The following is a 26,914-nucleotide window of genomic DNA, read 5'->3' on the forward strand; positions in this document are numbered from 1 at the left end:
GTAGCTTTTGACTCGTTCACTAGGAAAAAGAGCTTTGCTGTCAGAATACTAGGCTCTTTTTGACTCCTTCTCCTGGAAAAATGGTAAAGCTGTCAGAATACTAGGCTCTTTTTGACTCCTTCTCCTGGAAAAATGGTAAAGCTGTCAGAATACTAAGCTCTTTTTGACTCCTTCTCCTGAAAAAGTGGCAAAGCTGTCAGAATACTAGGTTCTTTTTGACTCCTCCACCTGAAAAAGTGGTAAAGCTGTCAGAATACCAGGTTCTTTTTGACTCGTTATTCAGAAAAAAGAGAAATGCTGTCAGAATGCTAGCAGCTTTTTGACCCACGAACAGCATAAAATACTAAAAGCAGTGCTTTTGACCAGTACAGCAGCCCTTTTTAGTAATTATTTTAAAAGGTGCCACCAAAAGAGGCAACAGCCTTCGCATTTTTCACATTAAGCTTGTCTATTTGAAATCATTTATAGGTCCTTTATCCATTAAAACTTCTACCATATTGGAAGACCCCATCTTAAGTTTAGGTCTGTGCTCTGAGTTTGGCATACTATAAAGCTCTAATGGACTGATAATCACTCCATCTGGCGTATTATGAAGGATTCCAGGCACACATGTATAAATTCTATCGTTATTATTTGCATTCTTAGAGGAGATGGTAACGGAGGTTCCGCTATGATTATCGATACTCATAGAAACCTTATATCTGTAGAATGAGCCTGTTCCATTTGACTGAGCCGAATAAACCACAGGAACCACTGCGAGAATATCATCCGTTAACCTTAATTTAATGATTTCTGTCTTCTTTGAGCCACTATTTCTCCCAACATCCCCCATATGTTGCACTGCCCCATTGCCAAACTGGCTAAGGGGAGGTGTTCCCTTAGCGCCAAACATAGCTACATCTACCTGCCTGCCATTCTTTGTATAGACTAACGCATATATATCATAATCTGTTCCCGTCTTCCAAGATACGGTAGCCGTAATTTCTGGTGTTTTCTCGATGATTACTGGCTTTTGACCTTTGTCGAGACTAATATTACCCTTAACTTTTTCAAGGCTTATAGTTGGCAAGGAACTTTGGCTGCTAATGTTTTCAGTTACTGTTACGGTTTTATTAGGTTCTTTTAATGCTTGTTCCTTAATATTTTGGGATTCAGAAGGATTCTTTGACTCCTCAGAATCAACCTCAACCCCATAATTTTTACATAAGCCTTCAAGACCAGAATCAAACCCGCGCCATATAGATCTTACCTTTGTTTGACCGTTCCTTAAATATAATTCTAAAACTACGATTCCATTTTCATTTGCAAAACTAGATGGGACTAATTGGATATTGTTATCATCTGTCAAGATCTCAGCCTTTAAATTTTTTACATTTGAAAAACCAGTACTATTATCCTCAGTAAGTGTAATAGCTATTTTAGTAATACCTTCAGGGACCTTACTCATGTCAAAATCAATTTTATGTACCATTGTATTCCCTGCTTTCACAGGCGGTGTAAGAGTAGCCACTCCAGAAGCGCTCTTTGGCTGATTATAAAATATTATTCCGCTATCCCCTTGTACCTTATCTGAGTCCGTTAAGAGGAATGCTGTTAAAGAAATATCTATCGTATTAGAAATTTCGTAGCTAACTGTCACATTCCCTTTTTGTGAACTTAAAACCGTGTTTGCTCCCATCTGAAGCAATTGATTCATCTAAACCGCTCCTTCTCTCTATGCATTGATTATTAAACTTTCTTAAGCAATTTTTATATTTTTTTTAATAGCTTAAACACAAAATCTCCCTTTTTCCCCAATATAATTATACATAGTTATAACAACTAGATTCATATTTTTCAGTGGTGGATATGGTAATAAGTGGACAAGGGGACAGGCACCGTGTCCTTTTGAGGACAATGTATAGGAACAAATCTAGTTTCTACTCTTAATCCCATCGAATTATTGGTACCCGATACTGAACCCGTACAAGGGAGAACATGAAAAAGACGAGCAAAATTACTCGTCCTTCTTTAGCCTCTATTTATCAAGTTGGCGTATTTCATACTCCCAATAAATCTCATCTTTTCTCACAGGGTCAGATAAAGTCATTTTAAACTTATCCCCGTACATAAACCCCTCTTTCAATGGGACAGTGCCAGAGAAGAACATCGCATTCTTTTGGCTTATATTTTTACTGGATAAATATTCCAATATATCTTGAGGGTGTAAAATTGAATCGACAGCATCCTCTTGGTATAGAACCCATTCATTATTTATTAGGATTGATGATGTAAGTCTTAATTGATCCCAATGATCGATGACATCTTTTAGAGGCCAAGCTTTATCTGCAAAAGGTTTATCGCAAACTTGCTTAGACTTATTGATATCGACTGATTCTAGATTTCGATCTGTATGATCGCTGCCGACAGTTACATAAGCTTCCTCTGTGCTTTCATCAAAAATAAGGACAAATTCCACCTCTCCGCCTGTTTCACCTCCAAGAACTTCAATACTCTCTCCTTGTGTTAAGGATGATACCCTTACAGGATAAAGAATTGGGATTTCTTCAGGTCCTTGAACGCCAATTTCTGCGAGCTCCTTAATATGTTCCATGACTTTATCCTGGTTTCTTCCTGCAAAACCAATACAGTATGCTTTTGAAACCTCTATTTTTTCAACGCCGCCATTTACATTCAAACTGATTGTTTTTTCCATTTTTCACATTCCCTTCTATTAATCTATTACGCTCCGAAAAGCTTAGGGACGATTAAGGAAACTTCCGGTATATAAGTAATTACCGCGAGCACAACGACTAAGATAATTACCATCGGTACTAAATCCTTCATTAAATTCTGCATCTTAATTTTTGCAATGGCTGTGGATACGAATAAACATACACCCATTGGCGGAGTAATCATACCAATGGTAAGGTTAACAGCCATAATGATCCCAAAATGGATAGGGTCAACTCCAGCTGCCAAAGCTAACGGCAGCATTAAAGGAGTAAAAATTATTAAAGCACTCATTGTATCTAAAAATGTACCGACGATTAGAAGAATAATATTCATTACCAAGAGTAATAAGAAAGGACTATCTGTGAAAGTTCCCAGGTATTCTCCCACTTGTTGTGGAATATTATTAATCGTAATTAACCAAGTAAATAAAGCGGCATTTCCAATGATAAATAAGATGCCTGCTGTAGTCATTGCTGAATCATAAAAGATTTTCGGTAAAGACTTTAAATTAATTTCTTTATACACAAACATTCCAATGATTAAAGCATATACAACAGCTACCACCCCTGATTCAGTCGGGGTAAAAATACCACCAACTATACCACCGATGATAATAAACGGCATTAGTAATGCTAAAATTGCGTCTTTTAAACCGACAAGCATTTCCTTTGGGGATGCTACTGTATCTCTCCCCTTATACCCTCTTTTCTTTCCGATAATATATGCATAAGCAATAAGTCCAACTCCCATTAATATGCCTGGGATAAAACCAGCCAAAAAGAGATCCCCGATTGAAACGTTTGCCATTACTCCGTACAAAATCATAATAATACTTGGGGGAATAATCGGTCCGATGGTCCCCGCTGCTGGAATTAAACTTGCCGTAAAGCGTTTATCATAGCCACTGTTTAACATTGCTGGTATCATCATGCCTCCAATTGCTGCAGTCGTTGCAATGGCTGAACCAGAGACGGCACTGAAAAAAACACTTGCGACAACTGCAACAATTGCTAATCCAGAAGTCATATGGCCAAAAAGAGTTTGAGAGAAATTTACCAAACGCTTTGAAATACCACCTTGTGTCATTAATTCTCCTGCAAGAATGAAAAGTGGGACGGCAATAAGTGCATAGCTGTCAACACCTGATAAAATTTTTTGTGGAATGACAATAAAGTCTATGTCCGATACGATTATTCCAAGTAAAGTTGAAATTCCTAAAGCAAATGCAATTGGTACTTTCAATATAAATAGAATAAATAGAACTCCGATAACCCAGAACATCTATGGTTCACCTCTCTTTCACGAAAAATGAGCGGATAAGATAATAGATCATTAATACCCCTGAAAAAGGAGCCACAGCATATACGTATGCTTTGGATATTTGTAATGCCGGCGTAATATTATTAATTGAATTTAATACATGCTGATAGCCATAATACGTAAATACGATGAGAAATATCAGAACTACAGCACGACTAAAGAAATCAATCACTTTCACAATTGGTTTTGGTAATGCGTCCACTACATCTACCACAATATGTGTATTATATTTGACAGCTAGTGCTGCACCTAAAAAAACAACATAAATAAAACTGAAGGTGACGAGTTCAACTGTCCAGGAGGATGGCAGCTTGAACACGAATCGAAATAATACTTGCAAGAAGGTAACTGATGTCATGACCATTAACGCAAGAATAATAAGGCCTTCTAACCAATACTTTAGTACTTTCAAACTATAACCTCCTTTTATATAGAAGTTTCGGAACCATGGGCCGCAGAATTTTGCAGCCCATTTAGCAAAATATAATTTTACTCAGCCGCACCTTTAATACGCTCAACTAATTCTCCTGGAACTTTATCAGCTACAGTTGTTTCTAAACCATCTGCTACTTTTCTAAATGCGTCTAAGTCTGGCTCAGTAATCGTTACTTTACCTGTTGCTTTTAAAGTTTCGATTGTTTCTTTCTCTTTTTGATCTAAATATTCACGTTGATATTCATACGTTTCGTGGACAGCATCTTCCATAAATTTCTTTTGCTCATCATCCAATTTGTTCCATAGCTTATCACTGACTAATACGATATTTGCTTTATAGGTGTGTCTTGTTAAAGCAATATATGGATTAACTTCATAAAACTTCATTGCATTAATAGTAGCAATTGGATTTTCTTGTCCATCAACAACTCCTTGTTCCATTGCACTATAAAGCTCTGTAAAGTCCATTGGTGTAGGCAGTGCATTTAGCCGTTTCATAAATTCATCCCATATCGGAGCAGGCTGGACGCGAATCTTTAGACCTTTCATATCTTCAGGAGTTTTAACTTCTCGTTTACTATTTGTAAAGTTGGCAAATCCAATCTCCCAATAGCCTAAGGCTCTTAAGCCTTTTTCTGTAGAAAGGTTTAAAATTTCCTGGCCAATTTCACCGTCTAAAACCTTGTATAAGTGTTGCCGGTCCTTAAAAAGATATGGAATTCCAAATACGTTTAATTCAGGGACGATATTTGCTGGTGCGCTGTCTGCTGCAACTGCTGTCATATCGATCGTGCCCGTTTGGATACCTTCAATCGCATCGTCTTCCCCGCCTAATTGACCACTATGGAAGATTTGAACAGTAATTTCACCATTACTTTTCTCTTCAATTAGCTCCTTGAACTTCACTGCTCCAATTTGATTTTGATGTTCTTCAGAACCAACGTGAGCAAGTTTAATAGTAATAGGTTCTTTACTTCCTGAACCTCCGCTGCCTGAACTGTTGTTTCCAGAAGCTCCTTGATTTCCACCGCCACATGCCGTTAAGGCCATTAAGAGTAATGCTGTAAATGTTATTAAGAAGTGGTTTTTAAATTTCTTCAATTTTTTCTCATCCTCATTTTTTGATTATCATTAGCATATAACCGCCGTATGAATAGGGATAAAAAAGACATCCAAGGAAACTTGTTCACCTTTTTTACTATGTGAATTCCATTATTATTCAGCAGCAGCTCTAATTCGCTCCACTAATTCAGCAGGAACTTTATCTGCAACAGCTGACTCGATACCTTTTGAGACCTCTGCGAATGCTTTCACATCTGGTTCAGTAATCGTGACTTTACTGTTAGACCTTAATTTTTCAATCGTTTCTTGTTCTTTTTGCTCTAAATAATCACGTTGATATTTAAATGTTTCGTGAACAGTATCTTCTACTAGTTTCTTTTGTTCATCATTTAGTTGGTTCCAAATTTTTTCACTGATGAAAACTGGAGCTGGCTTATATGTGTGTCTTGTTAAAGAGATATATGGACTTACCTCTTCGAATTTCATCGCACTAATGGTTGCAATAGGATTTTCTTGTCCGTCCACAACGCCTTGTTCCATAGCGCTATAAAGCTCTGTGAAATCCATTGGTGTAGGCAATGCCCCTAGTCGTTTCATAAACTCATCCCAAATTGGCGCAGGTTGGACGCGGATTTTTAAGCCTTTCATATCTTCAGGTTTGTTAATTTCACGTTTACTGTTCGTAAAGTTCGCAAAACCAATTTCCCAATAACCTAATCCACGTAACCCTTTTTCAGTAGCTTTATCCAATAATTCTTGACCAATTTCACCGTCTAACACTTTATATACATGTTCACGGTCTTCAAACAAATAAGGAATCCCATAAACATTAAACTCTGGAACGATGTTTGCAGGTGCACTATCGGCAGCAACAGTTGTCATATCAATTGTTCCGGTTTGAATGCCTTCAATAGCATCATCTTCCCCGCCTAATTGTCCGCTATGAAATATCTGTACGGTTATATCACCATTACTTTTTTCTTCAATTAACTCTTTGAATTTGGTTGCTGCAATATGATATTGATGGGTTTCAGAACTAACATGTGCCAATTTAATGTTAATAACGTCCTTACTATCTGAAGATCCATTGCTAGATGAGCTATTACTACTAGAAGATTGGTTGCCTCCGCCTCCACAAGCTGTTAATGCAATTAAGAGTAGGACTGTTAGGGTACTAAGAAAATATTTGCTTCTCCTCTTCATGTTATCTCTCCCTCGTATATTGGTAGTAAATGATCTTTCTAGAAAAATGCCAGTTGATCTGGATCTTCTAACAAACTTTTGATTCCATTGGGATTTTTAATGAGTGAGTATTTTGGCTTCCCCATCAAAAATGTTTTTACCTTGTATTTTTAAAATCGATGGGGAAGTAAAAAGCAATTAGTCTAAACACGAAAGGGTATGTCAAAATTGCATGTTATCGTTTTTTGATCATGAAGTCCCATATGTACATTCCACAGGGGATATCGGTGTATTTTTTTAAATCTAGTAAGCTTATAAAATTTCCTTTTGATCAGAAATAAACATGTGACCTGGAACATGAGAAATCATAATTGAAGGTTTTGATTTTAATGCAACTGCTTGAGGTGTTACTCCGCATGCCCAGAATACTGGTTCGTACTTATCTTCGTCATACGGAACAAAATCACCGAAATCAGGTTTGGTAATGTCTGTAATCCCAATAACGGATGGATCACCAATATGTAATGGTGTACCGTGTGTATGCGGATATTTAGCCGTTACTTCAACGCTTTTTACAAGTAACTCTTTCCTGACAGGTCTCATACTTACTACTGTTGGCCCATGAAACACACCGGCTGGATCACACTCAATATTCGTCACATACATGGATACAGTTTTGTCCATTTTTTGATGGAGCATTTCAATCCCAGCCTCATTAAGAGCCCGTTCAAATGTAAAGCTGCAGCCTATGAGGAACGTGACAAAATCATCTCTCCAATATGAAGTAATATCATTCACTTCTTCTACAAATTTCCCATCTTTATAAATGTTATATTTTTGCAGATCCGTGCGAATATCAGCATCAGCTATGTTTGGTTTAACAACACCGGCCTCCATGACATCAACTAGAGCACAGGGCTTTGGGTTCCTGTGAGCAAATAATAAGAAATCAAATGCATATTCTTTTGGCAATATAACTAGGTTTGCTTGAACAAAGCCATCACACATTCCAGATGTTGACTTAGTATCAAGATTATTTCTAAATACTTCCCTTTGTTCTTTTGGACTTAAAGCATTGGTTGTGATCACTAAAAAAGCCTCCTTATATAATTGATAGATTAAGGAATTAATTATAAAGTTCTGGTTTTCTATCACGAAAAACAGGAATTTTACTTCTTATCTCATTAACTTCCTCGAGATTTATTTCTGCATAAATCATCGTTTCTTGATCTTCAGCTTTCGCCAATATATCCCCAGAAGGATTATAAATTCCAGAATGACCACAAAATCTTAATTCTCCTGCAGTTCCAACACCATTGGATGTAACAACAAACATTTGATTTTCGATGGCACGTGCTCTTGATAGCGTCTCCCAATGAGCCACACGTGGAAACGGCCATTCAGCAGGCACAAACAAAAGCTGGGCACCGTCTAACGCAATTTTTCTTGTTAACTCAGGGAATCGAAGATCATAACAAATAATGATGCCGCATGTCACACCATCAAGCTCGAAAGTAGCAATGCTATTTCCATGTTCAAAATATTCATCCTCATTCCCAGGTGAAAAGAGATGGATTTTGTCATAGGCATGAACTAAATCACCGGCACGATTAAAGATCATTGCCCTGTTTTTGACAACTCCATTTTCTTTAATAGCAATGGATCCAGCTACAATGTTTGTTTGATTTGTTTTTGCCCAGTCTGAGATGAGGGAAGCACTCGCATTTATCTGAACATCATCAGCGAGTTCAGAAACATTTTGCGGAAAGAAACCCACATTCCATGTTTCGGGTAAAAGGATGATGTCAGGCTGATACTTTTCTTTAGCTTCATTTAAAAGATTAACCATATGCTGCCTATTTTTCTGGTAATCTGATAATTCTACCTTTGCTTGAATACTAACAATTCTTTTTTTCATTTCATTCACCCCCTTGCACTTATTCTTCGCAAGAACTATGCCAACAAATAAAAATAAAGGTGTTTTACAAATTCCATACACCTTTTTTTAAAAAAACCCTATATTTTTTCTGAATTGGGGTTGTTTTTTGAATATATTGAATAAATATTTTTTCACCTTCACCCCTAAAAATTTTAAAAACAAGGAGATTGGTTTAATAAAAATAAAAAATTTCGCCCTAATTGGGCGAAATCACACATTTTTTGGTATTTCGAACATTCACTTTAATGTTGAGGAAAATATTTTTCCACTCTTCTTTGAAGGGCATACCTGCTAATTCCTAATAAAATAGAAGCTTGAGAAATATTCCATCGTGTTTTTTGTAATGCCGTTTCAATATACTTTTTTTCAATATTTTCGACAATCTCTTCTAAATTGACACCACGATCATTTAACTCAATCGTTTGTGTGATCTTTTCTAAATCAGTAGATATTGTTTTAGATTCAGAGGAGGTTTTATCACTGTTTTCTGTTCCAGTAAATTCTTTTGGTAAATCATTGACAGACACACTAGTTGAGTCTGTTTGTAATATCGCAATCCTTTCCATAATATTCTTTAACTCTCTTATATTCCCTGGCCATGGATAATGTAATAATTTTTCTTTTGCCTCCGTCGTTAAGCTAAGTTTTTTTCTTCCCAACTGGTAACAAAATTCTTCAAGAAATTGTTCAGCGATTAATAAAATATCTTCTCCCCTTTCCTTAAGCGGAGGTAACATAATTGGCACAACATTTAGCCTGTAAAATAAATCCGATCGAAACGTATTCTCTTCAACCATTTGTTCTAAATTGCGGTGCGTCGCAGTCAATATACGAATATCTACATAAATATCACGAGATCCGCCGACTCGTTTAAATTTTCTTTCTTCCAAAAAACGCAGGAGCTTTACCTGCATATCTAGGGATAATTCACCAATTTCATCAAGGAATAGAGTACCGCCATCAGCAAGCTCAAACAAGCCTTTCTTCATTTTGTTTGCACCCGTAAAGGCACCTTTTTCATGACCGAAAATCTCACTTTCTATTAAGTTTTCAGGAAGGGCCCCACAATTCACGGCAATAAAGGGTCTTTCTTTTCTGCTGCTTTTCTGGTGAATATATCTGGCGGCAATTTCTTTTCCTGTGCCTGTTTCACCGAGAATTAATATGGTGGTGTCCCTTACTTTCGTAATCCGGTCCAATTCGCTTATTATGGATAGAGTAGCCTTGCTATTTCCAATAAATCGAACCTCGTGATTATCTTTTCGATACAATTCAACCTCTGATTGCAAATTCAATTGATTAAATGTCTTTTTAACCATTAATTGGATCTCTTCAAGGTCAAAGGGTTTATTAATATAGTCGACGGCCCCTAATTTAACTGCTCTGACTGTTGTTTGTGTATCACCAAATGCTGTCATAATAATGACAGCTATATCTGGATAGTTCTTTTTATTTTGTTCAAGAAAATCTAGCCCATTTCCATCTGGAAGCCTAATATCAAGAAATACCACATGCGGGAGGAAGTCATGTATTTTACCTTTTGCTTCATCAAGATTTTTAGCAGTTTCAACTTTATACCCACAATCTTCTAATCCTGCTTGCAGGGACAATCTTAATGAAATTTCATCATCTACTATTAAAATTCGTTTATTCGTCACTTTTCATCATTCCCCTTCCTTCGTTGGAAAATAAAGACGAAAGATTGTACCCATGCCTTCTTCACTATGTATTTCAATTTCCCCTTTATTTTGTAAAACAAGTTGATGTACCATTGTTAATCCTAGTCCTGATCCGGAAGATGATGTCGTGTAAAAAGGATCATAAATTTTTTTAATATCTTCTATAGAAATTCCTCTTCCTTCATCCCTAATAAAAATCCCGCCTTCGTTACAAGAAGAAAAATCAACGGTGCCCCCAACATCCATGGCGTTGATAGCGTTTAAGGTTAGATTTATGATAATTTGTTTGAAATGATCTAGGTCGATGTAAAAGGTAGCTTCTTTCGAGATTCGGTTCTGAAAAGTAATAGGTTTATCTTTATTTTCTTTTTCTAGCAAAATAAGGATCTGATCAACAACATCATATGCGGAAATGAGACGTGCATTTGGCTCACGAGGGCGAGACAGATTCATAAGATTGGTTATTATTCTATCAACCCTGTCAATTTCAGAGGTAATCCCTTGAAAAAGTGCTAGATTTCTTTCATCAAGTTTTAATCTAGAGGAAATGACCTGTGTTGTTGTCTTTATGCCTGCAAGTGGGTTTCGGATTTCATGGGCAATCCCAGAAGCCATTTGCCCCATAGAAGCCAAGCGTTCAATTCTCTCCATTTTTTTCTCAAGTTGCTTCTTTTCTTCTAAATTATCAAGCATTTCCTGAATTGCATGAGCAAGAACGCCAATTTCATCTTTACGCGATAATGGAAACTCTGTTTCTGTTTTAACGCGGACATCGCCTTTTCCAAGTTGTTGGCAGAATGCTGCAAGATTTTTTAATGGCCTGGACAGTTGGTGGGAGAGAATTATAGTAAGCTCGACCGCAATAATCGCAGCAAGTATCATAACTAACAAAGTGTTTTTTTGTATGTCTATAAGCGGCTGAGATAAATAGGAGAAACTAAACGGAATGACAATGACCCAGTCCCATTTTTTTATATGGTAAATCACTACCCATTGTTCCTTCATTTCATTTGTTTCTTCATTCCTTTTATATTTACCATTTTGTTTGTCTAAAAATGATACCCACCATGGTGCTATACTTTCATGAGTTTTTTCATATACGTGGGGATCTTCAATCAAAATGGCAGAGTCTGACTGGAGAACCCATTTTTTTGCAAGGCTTTTCGCATCCTCTTCAGCTAACTCTCCTTGTAAATAATGTTGCTCTACCAATTTTATATAAGTCACTACATTGTTTAAGCGGTTTTCAGCTTCATTGAAACGTTCATCCTTATATGTTTTATACCCTGTCCAATAGGCTGAAACACCTACGGCCAAACAAGGTATGAGCACTACAATTAAAAAGGAGATCATTATTTTTCGTTCAATGGTTCGTCTCTTTTTCATCATCCGAAATCATCTCCTTACCTTTATAAAAAACAAAATTCCTGAAATGATAACAGACGGTACTGCTGGATGAACATATCGACTAAAATCTTCAGGTATTAGAATAAGACTAATAATATAGGTTACAAAGCCTCCTATAATTGAAAAAATGGCATTTCTTCGGTGAACTTCTGGAAAGTAAAGTCCGCCAAACAGTGGAAAAAAGAATGTTGCAGCAATCATCCCCCAGACGTGCCCGGTGTACCTGATGAGATCTTGGAGCGGGGTTAAAGCGATGAGAAGAGCCAATGTTGCAATGACGACAATTAACCATCTTGTATGAAAGAGTAATGCTCGGTCAGAGACTTTATTTTTTCTAAACGATTGATAGATGTCATACACAACACTACTAGCAAGTATAAGAAGCTGTGAATTGGCGGTAGAAACTGTAGCTGCCACGATGCTGATTAATATGAGCCCTTTTAAAGGGGATGTAATAAACTCATTCATCATAAAAGGAAAAATCTCATCATGATGCGGAACACTACCCACTGGTACTAGTAGTTTCCCCCCTACTCCAACAATCGCCAAGGCAACGTAAGCAATAGATATTAAAATAATACTTATTGAAATCATTTGATACGCTGTTTTCTTATTTTTTGCTGAAAAAATACGAATCACATATTGTGGATTGGCGGAAATTCCTAGTGTCATTGCAAAAAAAGAACTTATAAATGAGACAATTGACCATCCTCCCTCAGGTAAAGGGGAAAAAGGGGAAGTTTGCTGATGTTCATTTGTTAGGAAAAATCTTTTTGAAACCATTGCATGCATAATACGAATACCACCAATAGCATCTAAGACCAAAACTGCGGCAACAACAGTACCAATCATAATCAAAACAAAGTTAAGGACATCCGTTCGCGCTACAGAATAAAGACCGCCAAAAGTAGTATAGATAATAAATAAAAAAACGAGGAATAGGCCTACAGTATACGGGATATTTAATAGTTTACCAATAACTAGACCAAATCCCTGGATTTGGAAAACTAAATAAACAATAAAACTAATGAATATAACAAATCCAGAAATCACCTGAATGGTCGTAGACTCATATCGAATTCGAAAAAACTCAGGCACTGTCACCGCGCCATAATCATATAATCGATCGATCGCAAGCACCATAATTCCAGCGCCAAGAAACCAAACAACTGTAGTAAATAACATAGATGAATAACCATTAGAATAGATAAGACCTGTAAAACCCAGCATGGAGATTGCACTAAACCACGTCGCACAAAACGTAGAAATACTTGTCCATAAACCAAGACTACGCCTTGCAATAAAATAATCTTTGATGTTCTCACTTCGGTCAAATCCATGACGTCCAAAAATTAATATCAAAATTGTATAAATAACAAAAAAGCCTAAATATAATAGTGGATCATACATCGAAGTCTTTTCTCCTCTTTCTCATCAAGAAAATCGACAATATTGCAGGAAGAATGGCAGCGAACACGAAAGGAATTCCTACCCCAATCCATGTTATCCATGGAATCCCTAGGACCATTTAAAATCACAACCTTTTCTAAAAATAAAAAAGTCACCTCCCCAATTTTGATTAAAGGTGACTACTTCATTTCTGTTGAAAATAAATTAGATGTTGTATGCTGTACAAATTGATAAATTGGAGTGTATTGTACTTTTTTGTGTTCAATTGTAATGTCACGATAAGATTATTTAAATTTCTCTTTTATCTGAAATAAACATGTACCCAGGAGCATGGGTAATCATTATTGATGGCCTTGATTGAAGGGCAACTGCTTGCGGCGTTACACCACATGCCCAAAATACAGGAACATACTCATTTTCATCATACGGAATAAAATCTCCATAATCAGGTTTTGAGATATCCTTAATACCAATTAATGATGGATCCCCAACATGGACCGGCGCCCCATGTGTATGGGAGTATCTACTGGTAATTTCAATACTCTTTACGATTTCGCTCTTTTTAATAGGCCGCATGCTTACTACCATTGGTCCATGAAAAATACCGGTTTTCTTGCACTCGATGTTCGTTATATAAACAGCAACACCTTTATGTTCCTTTTGATGAAGCATCTCAATACCCGCTTCATTAAGTGCTCTCTCAAAAGTAAAACTGCACCCAATAAGAAAGCTGACAAAATCGTCTCTCCAATAGGATTTAATATCTGTCGTTTCATCTGCAAGTTCACCTGATTTAAATACACGGTATTTTGGAATATCAGTGCGGATGTCAGCATCAGCAACCTTTGGCTTGACTGCACCTGGCTCAAGCACATCTACAATCGGACAGGGTTTATGATTTCTTTTGCTGAAAAGCAAGAAATCAAACGCATATTCTTTCGGGAGAATGACTAAATTTGCCTGCATGAATCCTTCACACAAACCAGAGGTATTTCTTACCTCAAGATTGTTTCTAAATCTTTCTCTTTGATCTTTAGGGCTTAAAATAACAGTGTTCATCCAGCTCATCCTCCATTTGTTCGGTTGAATTTTATTATTTTTCGACTCATTTTGTAAGTCTGCCTTTCTAGAAAAATAGCAATCTCTTAATAAATAACAAATGACTACTTTTGATCAAAGGGTCTAGGTTCAATACCGATTTTGTTTAGTGTATTATGATGAGATGAACTGGCTTATTGTTCCAAATTTAAACCTATTCCCTAATTTCGCCCATCAATGAATGTCATTTTTACATTTTCTGACTTTGCAGCAAATATTTATTATTGTGAATATTATAATAATTATATCACACCTTATGTCAAGTCTTTCCTTTTATGATTTGAATTTTATTTAAAAAATTTTAATGGGGAAAGGACGCGCGGAAAAATGCTCCTCCTGGTGTAAAAAAGAAAGAGTCACTTCTTTCCTTCTTACTCTTTAATGTTTAACAACCACGAAAAACAAGGAAAGAGGGAATAAAAATGACTCAACTACAGTTTAACCAAAATTTGTTAAATAAAACCCAAACCTGTCAGAACCCTAGATGCTTTTTGACTCGCACAACGGAAAATAGATCAAAGCTGTCCAGAATTAAGTAGTTCAGATAACGTGGAGAAAATACGAAAAAAAACAATTAGAAAAGCAAGCCTTTTAGCTATGAGAATCGCACACTAAATAACAGTGTAATCAGCAAGAAAAAAGGCCGACTTAATTAAGTCGGCCTTTGCACTTCTATATTATGTAATCTTCAACTAAAACCCTTTAGATAAATTTCTTGCTTATTAATATTGAATTTCAGATTAAACACGATTCATATGATTGTCTTTAAATTCCGTTGGGTATTTTAATCCATATCCAATCATTCTATCCATTCCAATATGAGCTGACCATATTAATCCGATTGCTAAAGCCGTTTGATTCTCTAATAATAGACCCCAGAAAACAACAATAATCACTATTGTATAGGTATGAAAAAAATTATAAAGCCTTGCACCAATCTTATTATTAATTAAATAACCAAGCATTGAAATATCTGGTGCTAACAATAATACAAAAAATAATAGCCAGCTAAATTGACTGTATCCATAAAAATAAAGACTTAACACGAAGACCGCAAGACCTTCTATATGCAAAAGAATTTTATTCAATTGCATCCCCCCAAAAATATTATTTAATCAATAAATTGTATTCTTCATTCCATTAAAATCTCCCGTTAGGTTAATCTTCTTCATTAGTTTAAGAACAAATTTCCCACAAAATCTTATATCCATTATAACATATTTATTTTTTAAATTCCGAATCGTCTTATAACTTATGCAAAGTAGCATATAAAATAACCAAACCTTTTAGCATAACAATTAGCAGAGTGACAATAACCATTGTCACTCTGCTAATAACTGTGCGATTTCGGGAAACTTTTCAGGTCCAAAACACACATAAACACTGATATAGCACTATATTTATTATGATAATTGTGATTTTCTCCACAATAACTGAAATACTTATGTCAGAATGCCGGCTTCTTTTTGACTCGCACAACAGAAAATAGACCAAAGCTGTCAGAATGTTGGATGCTTTCTGACTCGTTCAACCGAAAATAGATCAAAGCTGTCAGAATGCCGACCCCTTTTTGACTCGCTCAACGGAAAATAGATCAAAGCTGTCAGAATGCCGACCCCTTTTTGACTCGCTCAACGGAAAATAGACCAAAGCTGTCAGAATGCCGACCCCTTTTTGACTCGCTCAACGGAAAATAGATCAAAGCTTCAGAATGCCGACCCCTTTTTGACTCGCTCAACGGAAAATAGATCAAAGCTGTCAGAATGCCGACCCCTTTCTGACTCGCACAACCGAAAATAGATCAAAGCTGTCAGAATGCTTGCCTCTTTTTAACTCAGACAGCGGTACTACCTTCTATAAAGCCTTGCTAATGGCTCTCCGATTGCAAAATATAGATCTAATGCTTCATTCAAGACCTCTGTTTTTCCACCATTCGTCCTTTCGGCTATTTTTTCTAGTTTCTCGAAGTTCTTGTTTGTAATATAAAAGGTATGTCGCTTATAATTTTTTTCGTAATTTTTCGTAGTTGGCCTTGCCATGAATATTCCCCCTCTCACAACTATAATAAAAGGGTTTCAATTAAAAATTCCACGTTTACATGAAAGGTAATTTTTACAAGGTTCGGATTTTACACATTCTTGTTTACATAATAAAATTATAATAAATAATATGAATTTCAAGACACACGGTATTTTCCTTAGGTTTCCAAAAACTACGGCACCCCAAAGTCAAAACAACTTTTGGGGTGCCGTTTAATTATATTCCAGCATCCAAACTGCCAAAAGAACCAAAGAATTCATAATGGATATGTTCTTCAGGCACGCCCCATTGCTTTAGTGATTTATTGACTACTTTCATGAAAGGCGTTGGTCCACAAAAATAAAAATCAGCCTCTTTTGTCGGCAGGATTTGTTGGAGCCATTCGAGTGTAAAAAATCCTTCTTTATCAAAGTTTTTCATTTCTCTATCTTCGTCGGTTGGTTTTTCATATATCACAAATGATTTGACGTTCTGATGTTCGGCTGCCAAATCGTTGACATGTGTTTTAAATGCATGAATGGTACTATTTAATGCTGCATGGATAAAATAAACTTCTCTATTTGGTGTTTCTTTTACAGTGGTATTTAACATACACATCAATGGTGTTAAGCCAACCCCGCCACTTATTAAAACTAATGGAAGATTTGATTCCATATCCAAGTAAAAATCACCAGCAGGTGCCGTGATTGGAATAATATCTCCTTCGTTTACATGGTTATGCAGATAAGAAGAAACAATCCCGTCTGGATAATCCCCTCTTGCCTCTTCTCTCTTAACACTAAAACGGTAATAGCCTAATCCAGGGCTATCAGACAAACTATATTGGCGTAAATGTGTGTATTCTTCATCAGGCATCTCCATTTTAATCGTAATGTATTGACCAGGTATAAACTCTGCTATAGGATTGCCATCTTTTGGTTTAAAGTAAAATGATGTGATTACATCACTTTCTTTCACTTTTTTATCCAAAACAAATTCCCGGAATCCAGCCCATCCGCCTGGAGATGCTTCAGTTGTTTTATACATTCGATTTTCCATACGAATAAACACATCGGATATAACATCATAGGCATCAGCCCAGGCATCCATAATTTCATCGTTAGCTGCATCACCTAACACTTCTTTGATCGCCCCAAGTAAGTTTTCACCAACGATCGGGTAATGCTCCGGTTTGATCTGCAAACTCCGGTGCTTTTCCCCAATTCGCTCAAGAACCGGCATGATTTTACTAAAGTCTTCTATGTTGGCCGCAGCACCATATACGGCATCTGCTAACGCTTTTGGCTGATGTCCTGAAATTTGATGTGTCATATTGAATATGTTTTTTAATTCAGGGTGATTCTTAAACATTCTTTTATAAAAGGCCGTTGTAATCTTTTCCCCATGATCTTTTACAACTGGTAAGGTCGCTTTTATAATTTCCAATTTTTTCGGGTTTAAAGCTTTAACCGTATTTACGACCTCGTGCCATGAATGTTTATTTTCCAAATTTGTTACAGTCATCAATTTAACCCCCTTCTCCTTTTACCCAGTTAGTTTTCCCGCCTTAATGAATCCAAGCTACGGTAAATGTATGAAGTTCGAATGTCTTTTTGGTAAACAAGGAATGGTTCAATTTTTAAAAACTTAGATAGGGCTGTGCCGGCAACAGTACAAATCGATGAATACTCCCTAATTTTTATACTAATAATAAAGGATGGCTTAATTGATTTGCTCAATTTATCAAGGGAAATCTTCATATTTATAGGAGAGGAAATAATGAAGGACTTTTCTAACATTGTCCATATCGGTGAGTTAATCGCCATTTCCAATGTTTTTAAATTAAATACTTATCAAATGGTCACATTTCTTGAAAAGGGTTTGATGGAAGTGTTTGAAAATAAAGAAGCATTTTTTGAAAAATACGGGCAAAAGGATACTTATGGCGATTTAGACTGGTGCGAGTTAAATAATGGAAAAATCTTCACTTTACCCAATAGGACAGAAGTGCAATAATTCCTTTTTTCAGTTTTTAATGGGCCCGGAAGTCCGCAACTGTAAAAAAAGAAACAGCACCCAAGAACTAACTTTTGGATGCTGTTTCTAGCAGGTTCGTAGTCATCAATATCTAAATTTCAACCGATGAGACAGGCAAGAACAGTTTAATCCCCCGCTTATTAAAAGGTAATATTTTCAAATCTGCGATTAGATGACTGATGTATCCGACAAGGCATGTATAATAAACACCGTTAATCCCAAGGGATGCCTCTAATTTAGAAGCAATAATTCCGAAGAAAATAACTCCCAATATCGAATGGGTATAGCTCCGGTGCGCCACAAAAGAAGCGATCAAAATATAGATTCCTAAAAGAATCATCCATATTTCCTGCAATGAGATACCGCCCAAAAGGACACCAATTCCAGTAATCGTTAACATATGCCTCTGCTTAATCTTTGCCGATATGGCCATCATGATCAGGCCAATCCCGATCCCTAACCATCTCTCATTTGCTGTTCCCTCAAAAAAGCTGTAAACGATCACCAAAATTCCAATCAACTGTGCAGCCAGCTGCAGCACTTTATGTGACAAGGTGATTTTTTCACGAAGCTTTCCGTCAATGTCAAGATCTGGGACTAGCGCGGATACTCCGCCCAATCCGACTAAAAATAAAGTGATCGAGGGAGAGGTTTGTAAAGTGTTCGCAACAACAAATCCTGATGCCGCTCCAATTGCTGTATGTGCTGTTCCATTCAATAATCTTTCCACCTCTTTATTTTACTTTCAAAAACATCACTTTTTTTATTTTACAACAAAACATTCGTTCTGTTTAGTTATTCATTGATCCCCCCAAAAAAAATCTGCCGAATTCACGGCAGATTCTATCATTTAATGACCTATTCCAGCAGCATCAACATGTTTTATATGTTCATTATTTATTAGGATAAATATTACCGAAAGCAGAACAAATCCGGCTCCTACTATAAATGGAACACTTGGATAAAGAACCTCTGCGAGTTTTCCTGCAGTAAATGGAGCAATTGCTCCTCCAATAAAGCGAAGAAAGCTATAGGCTGCAGATGCTGTTGAACGTTCAACAGGGGCAGCGTTCATAACAGCAGTTGTAATTAAAGTGTTGTTGTTTCCTAAAAATGCACCTGCTAGGATAACCGCACCAATAATTACCCATTGTGTGGAGGTCCAGATGCCCATTGCAATAAGCAGCAAGGCAAATAATGTTAACATAGCACACATTGACTTTACCGTACCAAACGATTGTTGAAGCTTAGGAGCCATGAAAACAGAAGTGATGGCCAATAATATCCCCCAACCGAGGAATACATAACCCAATCCATGCTCATCTAAACCCATAACAAACGGTGCATAAGCTAATAACGTAAAAAAGCCAAAGTTATATAATGCAGCGGCAATTCCAAAAACTAATAATGAACGGTGTTTTAAGGCACGGAATGGATCTAGCAAAGATGTTTTTTGGTATCCGTTCCTTGCTTTTTCCGATTTAGGCATTAATAACACTAGACAAATAAACGCAATGAGCATAAGTGTTGCAACACCTAGAAACGGACCTCTCCACGACATCGCACCAAGCCAGCCTCCAAGAAGAGGCCCTACAGAAATTCCTAGACCAATTGCCGCCTCATACAAGATAATCGCTTTAGCTGTCCCGCTATTCGAAAGTGAAACGATGGCTGTTAAAGCGGTTGCGACGAATAATGCATTGCCGAGTCCCCAGCCGCCACGTAGCCCAACGAGTGACCATATGCTATTGGAGAATCCCCCAAGTGCAGAAAATACGGCAATAATGACAATACCTGTAAGCAGTGTCCATTTAACTCCTAGCCTTGTGGAAATCATTCCAGTAATAAGCATTGCCACTGCCATAACGGCATTATAACTAGTGAAAAGTAATGTTACTTCACTATGTGAGGCATGCAATTGATCTGCTATTGCCGGTAAGATTGGATCCACTAGACCAAGCCCCATAAAGGCAATAATCGATGCGAAAAAAACAGCCCAAACCGCTTTTGGCTGTGTTAATAGTCCTCCATTTACGACATCAGAATGTGCAGATGGTGCAGAAACTGATTGTTTTGTAGATAACATGAACAATTTTCCCCCTTTTTTCATTTCTGCCTAAGCCTTCGATTTTTTGTAAACACTTTCCCTTTTTTTATAAATAGTTGTATGATGAAAGTACATGATTGTATTATACAACTATTTTCCACTACATCAATAGTACTTTTTACAGGAATACGGTCAATCTTTATTTTTAAAATTTAAATATGATAATATAAGGAATAAGAATATGTTTATTGATGGGATTGAAGATATGCATAAAAAAGATTTGGAAATGATAGAATTGGAACTGACCATCCTTATTCGTCGTTCAACTTTTCTTTCTTCTCACAAAAAATTTGGAAATCTCGACCGATCAGCCTATCTGCTGCTGCGTCGGTTAGCTGACTTAGGGCCTGCTGGTGTCAAAGTTCTAGCAAAAGAATTCCAGCTGGATATCTCCACTATCAGCAGACAGGTAGCTGCTTTAGAGCAAAAAAGGTTTGTGTATCGAATTCCCGATCCATCAGATGGAAGGGCATATACACTTCAAATAACGGAACTTGGAACAAAGGTATTTACGGAGCATAGGAAAGCACGTTTAGATAGATTAGTTGAAGTAACAAATGATTGGTCAGATGAGGAATGTGAGGCATTTGGACAGCTTCTAAAAAAATTCAATCAATTTTACGAAAAATAGGAGATGTTTCAGCTCCTGTTTTTTGGTTTAATAACGATTAGCATTATAGGTGTAACCTGTCTTAGACGTACGTTCAATTTCTAATTGATTCTATGAATAACAAAAGACACACATTATTTAAATGTGCGCCTTTATAATTTCGATAAAGGTATTTTGTTTAGTCTTTACAAATTAACTGCTTAATATTATTCTAGTCTAAAATTTAACATGCTTCTTCCAATAATCTCTCTTCCATTTTTCCATAAAAATTCTACAGCATACTGAGAATTAATTTTCTCTTTGTCGATTTTAATTTTTAAAGGAGTATTAGTGATGTCTATACTATCTTTTTTTATCACTTCATAATCACGATTCTCCGTATTAATATAAATGAAGTTAATTTCCGAGGGATGAGGTTTCATGTTAAGCCAATCAATCAGTAATTCATCGCCTATTTCAACATCTCCGGAATGAATATCAGGGTATTTATATTGGTAATTGTTATCACAATTATTCCAACAAACTTCCTCATAACTTTGATCAAACACCGCACCTTCTGTCCCAGGTACTTTAACTTTTTTTATAGAGGGCATTTCCATACTTGAAAACTCTGGGAGCTTTCCATCCATTGTTTTTGTTTCCTTGCTTGTTTTTTCGATAACAATATTACCTGCATATTGTGCCATACCTGCAGAACTTTTAAATTCAACTTCTAAAATGTAATTCCCCTCGTTGGTTGGGAATTTAAATTCTCCAGAGTCATCCAAAGCAAGTTCGATTCGTTTCTGATCCTTTAATAGGGTAACTGTTATTTTGGCGTCAGTCCAGATGTCTCCTCCATTTTTTTTGTTCTCTTTAAAATCCAAAGACACTGCTTGACCTGAAGGAACCTTTATTTCATTCAGTGATGATGCGTATTCTTCCATATTTTCTATTGTCTGCTGTACATTTTCACTTGCTGTTTTCCAGCTGACATTTGCTTCTGTTAATTGAAAAGATAAACGATCGAAATTCAAATGGGCAGTTGGAACTCCCACATCGTAATCTTCGGCAAAACACCCTGTTAATATTAAAACAAAGACCAACCCTATACATAATTTGAAATAACCTTTCACTTCACACCTCCTGCGCTAAGTATCCCTATATTCCCTCTTCCAATTAAGCAATAGTTTTATTTATTACTATATTAGTAATAAATAAAACTAAATACCAGAGATATAGGGTGATAAATATAGATAAAATAAAAATGACTAAAGGAGCATTTCTTAGAGAAACGCGCCTTTAGTCATTAGCTAGCCATTTTATCTCAAAAAAACACGAATGTCGGCTAGACGTTTAGTTTTGAACTTGCTTTTGCTGCTCCATTACCTTCTTATGTGAAGGAAGGAATAGTGTCATGATAAGATTGGCAATCGCAATAAGAAACACGAGAATAAACACCAGGTGCATACCATGGGCAAGTCCTTCATGAATTAGTTTAGTTGCAGCAGATGGCAGTTTATTGATGGTATCCAAGCTTAGGAGATCATTGATATTGCCCCCACCGCTCCATGCTCCATTCGCATGTTCTTTTCCAAAAGTTATAAGTGAATTATTAAAAATTGTTCCGAAGACAGCAACCCCAACCGTTTGTCCAATTGACCTGGCAAATGAATTAGAAGCAGTCGCGGCCCCACGCATTTGCCAGCCGACAGCTGATTGAACGAGAACGGTTGTTGGGGTGGTAGCGTATCCCATCCCAAGACCAATGACAACCATAATCCCAACAAAATACCAATACTGAGAGTCCAGTCCGACAGCTAGTAACCATGTTCCTCCGAGGGTAATCAAAACAGCACCAACAATGGCGGTGAACTTGGAGCCAATTTTATACATGTAGCGCCCTGCAAATGTTGCACCAAGAGGCCATGCGATTGACATTGGCATGAGAGTAAGTCCAGAGCTGGTCGCACTGTGTCCAAGAATCGTTTGAATCCACATTGGCAAATAAACATTTACTCCTATTAGAACAGCACTAGCCAGGAAACCAATGAGATTGGAAACTAGGATCACCGGTATCTTGAATAAAGATGGAGGAAGCATTGGTTCCTTTACTTTGGTTTCAATATAGCCAAAGAGAACGATAAAGATGACCGCAACAGCAAACAGTACATAAATGGCCGTTGAGTCCCAGGCATATTTTTGCCCCGGGCCTGCATTTAATAGAGCATATAAGAGAGTGGAAATTCCAATTGTGAATGTAAGGGCTCCAAGATAATCAATTTTACGATCATTTTTCAATTCAACTGTTTCGTGAAAGAAAATAGTGAGTAACACAAGTGATAATAAACCGACTGGTAAATTAATATAGAAAATCCAGCGCCAGCTGATTACGTCTACAAAGAACCCACCGACTAATGGACCAAGGAGACCTGCAATTCCCCAGACCGAACTAAATACTCCCTGCATTTTTGCCCGCTGCTCTCCAGGGTAGAGATCGCCGATAATCGTAAATGTAAGAGGCATTACTGCTCCAGCTCCGATTCCTTGAAAAGCACGGAACCAGATTAATTGGGTCATAGTCTGTGCCGCACCAGAAAGCATTGATCCGGCTACAAATAAAATGACCCCCGTAATAAAGACTTTCTTTCTTCCGAATAAATCGGCTAATTTCCCATAAATCGGTGTAGTTACTGCAGTGGTAAGCGTATAGATGGCGAATACCCAGCTGATTAATTTTAATCCGCTGAGATCACTGACAATCTGCGGCATTGCGGTACTAACAACAGTTACGTCAATAGCAACTAAAAGAATGGCAACAAGCATAGCAATAGTTACCATTTTGCGATTTGTTGCTGCTTTTGGCATCCTTTACATCTCCTTAATACTAAAATTTATGGGTAAGGTGAGTTTAGAAAAATAATTGATCATTTGTTATGGCGTTTAGTCCAATAATTTAATTAAACGATATCTGTATAATCTCAATTATTATTACACTTTTTCCCCCGACTCAAGACTAGTCAATTTATTAACTAATATAGTTTAATTTACTGCTATGAATTAGTCAACAACTTGACTTAATTAACTGGCATTATTAGAATTGGTAAAAAATAAATTAAATTCTTTTCCTAGCCAGGAGGTTAATATGGAAAATCTAAAAACCAATATAACTCTAGATTTCTTAAGGATATCGAATCTTTTGAGCAGATATGGGGCAAAAATGGTTGCAGATGTAGGTCTAAATAGTATACAGCAATGGGTTATTCTTAAAGCAATAATAGAAAAGGGAGATATATCAATTGGTGAAATAAAAGAAGAAACACTTGTAACAAAACAAAATATGACTGGGATGATCAATCGTTTACAGCAGGCAAATTTAGTTGAATTATTTACTGACCCTGAGGATAAAAGACGAACACGTGTGAAGGTGACAGAAGAAGGAGAACGAATTTATGAACAATTAAGTTCATCACGCGATGAATTTAATGGCAAATCTTATAATATTTACAATGATCAAGAAATAGTAGTTTTAAGTAATTTACTCAGTCGACTCGTTGAACATTTAAAAGACGACTAATTTTTCAATATCATGCAGCCTGTGAAATTCTAAGCATAAGCTGCCAATTGGCTAATAGGAATAAAAAGAATATAAATAGCAGTGAGCTACATTTTTGCTCACTGCTATTTATGTTTTAAAACATCATTTCATCCATGCTTTTGCTTCTTTTTCTCTTCCTTTTTTCGATGCTTCTCAGCTTTTTGTTGGCGCTTCTCTTCACCTTTTTTGAATTTCTCTTTTTCTTTGTTGAATTTCTTTTCTTCTTTTTTGCCGCCATTATTAGGATGAATGATTACATTATTCTTCTTAGGCGGAACTTCTGCAGAATCAATTCCTTTTATATAAAGTTCATTATTCACTCTGTAGACACTTTCAGGCTGCTGAAAATTTGATTTGTCCGTTCCAAAAGCTTCCATCATCGCTTTAAACATTAACTGTGAGATTTTCGTCGTATTTCCAGTCATATAGTTACCCTGTCCGTTTTGCGTGTAACCAGTCCAGACAGCCATGGTGTATTGAGGTGTATATCCCGCAAACCAGCTATCATTTGCGCTTGAGCTCGGGTATCCATATTTAGCACGAGTTTTTTCATCAAAATTGGTTGTACCTGTTTTCCCGGCAACATCAAGTCCGGCAACATTGGCAGTTGTTCCTGACCCAGCATTTACGACTGTACGCAGCATATCGGTTACCATATAGGCAGTGTAATCCTGCATCACTCGTTTTGGTTCATGGGCAAAGCTAACCTCTTTCCCATCAGGGGAAATAACTTTCTGGACAAAATGTGGTTGATTGTATACCCCACCATTTCCAAAAGCACTATAAGCTCCAGCTATATCCAAAGGATCAACGGTATTGCTTCCGATGGAGTAAGATTCATATACCTGATTATCTTTAAAAGTAATGCCGAGCTGCTCTGCAAATTTCTTTGCATTGTCCATCCCTACCTCTCTCATTGTGAGTAAAGCAGGAATATTGTAAGAGTGTTGTAATGCTGTGCGTATAGTCATGATTCCATGGTATTGACGATCCCAGTTTGAAATAGGCTGACCATTTGAATACGATGTCTTCTGATCATCGATTAAATGACCAGTGGACCATTTTAAATGTTCAATCGCAGGTCCATAATCAAAAATAGGCTTAAATGTGGAGCCAGGCTGACGTTTCATCTCAATGGCAAAATTATGTCCTAGAAATTTTGCTTTAAAGTCGTTTCTCCCGCTTCCAATCGCCCTAACTTCACCTGATTTTGTATCTAAAAAGACGAAGGCTCCTTGAAAATTAGGATTAGGATAGGCAATAATTTCATCGGTGTTCAGTAATTTGTCAGCATAATCCTGAGCTTTTGGATCCAATGTAGTATAAATAGATAATCCGTCCGTGGTGATGTCAACGTCCTTCAATTTTCCCTTTACTTCTTTTACAGCAGCATCCAAAAAAGCTTCATATGGCATGCTCTGTTGCGTACTTTTTGGTAAAAGGCCTTCAGTTACAGGAATTTTTTCTGCTTCCTTCATTTCTTTTTCCGTGATATAGCCCTCCCGAAGCATCGAGCTTAATACAATGTGACGGCGCTTCGTGGCTGCTTCGATATTTTCCGGTATGGTTGGATCATAATTGTTTGGACTCTGTGTCAGTCCGGCTATCATCGCCGCCTGCGCAAGCGTTAATTTGTTCAATTCATCGGACTCAATACCATAATAATTCTTAGCTGCAGCAGCCACTCCGTAAGAGCGGTTTCCAAGGTAGATTTTGTTTAAATACATCATTAAAATGTCCTGCTTGGAATACTTTTTTTCCAGCTGATATGCTAAGTCCCATTCTTGCACTTTTCGTTTCAGTGTTTTCTCTGGGGACAGAAGTGAATTTTTAATGACTTGCTGTGTAATTGTACTGCCTCCCTGAGATCCGAAATCCCCGGTTACGTTCACGAAAATTGCCTTGGCTGTCCGTTTGAGGTCGATTCCAAAGTGTTTGTAAAAATTGGAATCCTCGGTAGCAATAAAGGCATGTTCCAATACTTTTGGCACTTGTTCGTACGTAATTTTTGTCCGTTTTTCCTTCCCGTATTCATAAAGGAAGTTTCCGTCTTTATCATAAAATTTAGTAGAAAGCGGATCTACTAGCTTAGAAGAATCTAAAGCAGGTGTCTCCTTTGTCATTGAAGCGAACGTAATGGCCCCAGCTCCTGTTAAAACAAGACAGAATACCAAACAGGCAATCACCATTTTTTTAAACAACGATCCTTTTTTCAGTTTATCCATTCTTCTTTGTTTATTTTGTTTAGTTTTTTCCGCTTTTTTTCGTTCCTCACGAGATTGATGCACTACTTCAGACATTCATATTCTCTCCCATT

23 protein-coding genes are annotated in these 26,914 nt (G+C 36.9%); 3 read left to right on the forward strand and 20 right to left on the reverse strand.

The window, feature by feature from the left end; all coding sequences use genetic code 11:
• Positions 1-448: 448 nt before the first annotated feature.
• The 15 genes from AC1Q59_RS02620 to hmpA all read right to left on the reverse strand — a co-directional run bounded on the left by AC1Q59_RS02620 (position 449) and on the right by hmpA (position 17,790).
• Entirely contained in the window at positions 449-1,696 is a 1,248-nt protein-coding gene (locus AC1Q59_RS02620; RefSeq protein WP_492364214.1) for a TerD family protein, read from the reverse strand.
• Between the two features lie 321 nt (positions 1,697-2,017).
• Complete coding sequence (locus AC1Q59_RS02625; RefSeq protein ID WP_492364215.1) at positions 2,018-2,695, reverse strand: DUF2848 family protein; 678 nt, start codon at positions 2,693-2,695, stop codon at positions 2,018-2,020.
• Between the two features lie 26 nt (positions 2,696-2,721).
• Complete coding sequence (locus tag AC1Q59_RS02630; RefSeq protein ID WP_492364216.1) at positions 2,722-3,996, reverse strand: TRAP transporter large permease; 1,275 nt, start codon at positions 3,994-3,996, stop codon at positions 2,722-2,724.
• A 7-nt stretch (positions 3,997-4,003) separates the two neighbouring features.
• Positions 4,004-4,447: a TRAP transporter small permease gene (locus tag AC1Q59_RS02635; RefSeq protein WP_492364217.1), complete on the reverse strand. Its 444-nt coding sequence runs from the start codon at positions 4,445-4,447 to the stop codon at positions 4,004-4,006.
• Between the two features lie 77 nt (positions 4,448-4,524).
• Entirely contained in the window at positions 4,525-5,571 is a 1,047-nt protein-coding gene (locus AC1Q59_RS02640) for a DctP family TRAP transporter solute-binding subunit (RefSeq protein ID WP_492364218.1), read from the reverse strand.
• Between the two features lie 114 nt (positions 5,572-5,685).
• Positions 5,686-6,735: a TRAP transporter substrate-binding protein gene (locus tag AC1Q59_RS02645; RefSeq protein ID WP_492364219.1), complete on the reverse strand. Its 1,050-nt coding sequence runs from the start codon at positions 6,733-6,735 to the stop codon at positions 5,686-5,688.
• Positions 6,736-7,026: 291 nt separating this feature from the next.
• The gene (locus AC1Q59_RS02650; protein ID WP_492364220.1) at positions 7,027-7,803 is read right to left on the reverse strand and encodes a putative hydro-lyase; all 777 of its coding nucleotides are present in this window, start codon (positions 7,801-7,803) and stop codon (positions 7,027-7,029) included.
• Between the two features lie 37 nt (positions 7,804-7,840).
• Entirely contained in the window at positions 7,841-8,632 is a 792-nt protein-coding gene (locus AC1Q59_RS02655) for a carbon-nitrogen family hydrolase (protein WP_492364221.1), read from the reverse strand.
• A 263-nt stretch (positions 8,633-8,895) separates the two neighbouring features.
• Positions 8,896-10,311, reverse strand: coding sequence for a sigma-54-dependent transcriptional regulator (locus AC1Q59_RS02660; RefSeq protein WP_492364222.1), 1,416 nt, complete (start codon positions 10,309-10,311; stop codon positions 8,896-8,898).
• 6 nt (positions 10,312-10,317) lie between these two features.
• Positions 10,318-11,721, reverse strand: a complete 1,404-nt coding sequence (locus AC1Q59_RS02665) for a two-component system sensor histidine kinase NtrB (RefSeq protein ID WP_492364223.1) — start codon at positions 11,719-11,721, stop codon at positions 10,318-10,320.
• Positions 11,722-11,727: 6 nt separating this feature from the next.
• Positions 11,728-13,149, reverse strand: a complete 1,422-nt coding sequence (locus AC1Q59_RS02670) for a sodium:solute symporter family protein (RefSeq protein ID WP_492364224.1) — start codon at positions 13,147-13,149, stop codon at positions 11,728-11,730.
• A 288-nt stretch (positions 13,150-13,437) separates the two neighbouring features.
• Positions 13,438-14,208 carry a putative hydro-lyase gene (locus AC1Q59_RS02675; RefSeq protein ID WP_492364225.1) on the reverse strand — a complete coding sequence of 257 codons (771 nt, stop codon included), beginning with the start codon at positions 14,206-14,208 and terminating at the stop codon, positions 13,438-13,440.
• Between the two features lie 779 nt (positions 14,209-14,987).
• Positions 14,988-15,335, reverse strand: coding sequence for a DUF4260 domain-containing protein (locus tag AC1Q59_RS02680; RefSeq protein WP_492364226.1), 348 nt, complete (start codon positions 15,333-15,335; stop codon positions 14,988-14,990).
• Between the two features lie 759 nt (positions 15,336-16,094).
• Positions 16,095-16,286, reverse strand: a complete 192-nt coding sequence (locus tag AC1Q59_RS02685; protein WP_492364227.1) for a hypothetical protein — start codon at positions 16,284-16,286, stop codon at positions 16,095-16,097.
• A gap of 217 nt (positions 16,287-16,503) precedes the next feature.
• Positions 16,504-17,790 (reverse strand): NO-inducible flavohemoprotein, encoded by a 1,287-nt coding sequence (gene hmpA, locus AC1Q59_RS02690; RefSeq protein ID WP_492364228.1) that lies wholly within the window; start codon positions 17,788-17,790, stop codon positions 16,504-16,506.
• Between the two features lie 255 nt (positions 17,791-18,045).
• Here hmpA and AC1Q59_RS02695 point away from each other — a divergent pair, with 255 nt between their 5' ends.
• The gene (locus AC1Q59_RS02695; protein WP_492364229.1) at positions 18,046-18,282 is read left to right on the forward strand and encodes a hypothetical protein; all 237 of its coding nucleotides are present in this window, start codon (positions 18,046-18,048) and stop codon (positions 18,280-18,282) included.
• 112 nt (positions 18,283-18,394) lie between these two features.
• On the opposite strand, the gene AC1Q59_RS02700 is transcribed toward AC1Q59_RS02695, so the two are convergent.
• Positions 18,395-19,021: a metal-dependent hydrolase gene (locus AC1Q59_RS02700; RefSeq protein ID WP_492364230.1), complete on the reverse strand. Its 627-nt coding sequence runs from the start codon at positions 19,019-19,021 to the stop codon at positions 18,395-18,397.
• 132 nt (positions 19,022-19,153) lie between these two features.
• Positions 19,154-20,389 carry an MFS transporter gene (locus tag AC1Q59_RS02705; RefSeq protein ID WP_492364231.1) on the reverse strand — a complete coding sequence of 412 codons (1,236 nt, stop codon included), beginning with the start codon at positions 20,387-20,389 and terminating at the stop codon, positions 19,154-19,156.
• A 202-nt stretch (positions 20,390-20,591) separates the two neighbouring features.
• Here AC1Q59_RS02705 and AC1Q59_RS02710 point away from each other — a divergent pair, with 202 nt between their 5' ends.
• Complete coding sequence (locus AC1Q59_RS02710; RefSeq protein ID WP_492364232.1) at positions 20,592-21,041, forward strand: MarR family winged helix-turn-helix transcriptional regulator; 450 nt, start codon at positions 20,592-20,594, stop codon at positions 21,039-21,041.
• Between the two features lie 185 nt (positions 21,042-21,226).
• On the opposite strand, the gene AC1Q59_RS02715 is transcribed toward AC1Q59_RS02710, so the two are convergent.
• On the reverse strand, positions 21,227-22,135 hold the full coding sequence (locus AC1Q59_RS02715) for a hypothetical protein (protein WP_492364233.1): 909 nt from the start codon (positions 22,133-22,135) through the stop codon (positions 21,227-21,229).
• A gap of 220 nt (positions 22,136-22,355) precedes the next feature.
• A complete protein-coding gene (locus tag AC1Q59_RS02720; protein ID WP_492364234.1) occupies positions 22,356-23,867 on the reverse strand; it encodes an MDR family MFS transporter in 1,512 nt (503 codons plus the stop codon).
• A gap of 277 nt (positions 23,868-24,144) precedes the next feature.
• On the opposite strand from AC1Q59_RS02720, the gene AC1Q59_RS02725 reads away from it, so the two are divergent.
• The gene (locus tag AC1Q59_RS02725) at positions 24,145-24,576 is read left to right on the forward strand and encodes a MarR family winged helix-turn-helix transcriptional regulator (RefSeq protein ID WP_492364235.1); all 432 of its coding nucleotides are present in this window, start codon (positions 24,145-24,147) and stop codon (positions 24,574-24,576) included.
• Positions 24,577-24,704: 128 nt separating this feature from the next.
• Here the strand turns inward: AC1Q59_RS02725 and AC1Q59_RS02730 are convergent, their stop codons facing one another.
• Positions 24,705-26,897, reverse strand: a complete 2,193-nt coding sequence (locus AC1Q59_RS02730) for a transglycosylase domain-containing protein (RefSeq protein WP_492364236.1) — start codon at positions 26,895-26,897, stop codon at positions 24,705-24,707.
• Positions 26,898-26,914: the final 17 nt, after the last annotated feature.

Source organism: Cytobacillus sp. MT66 (genome assembly GCF_058792595.1).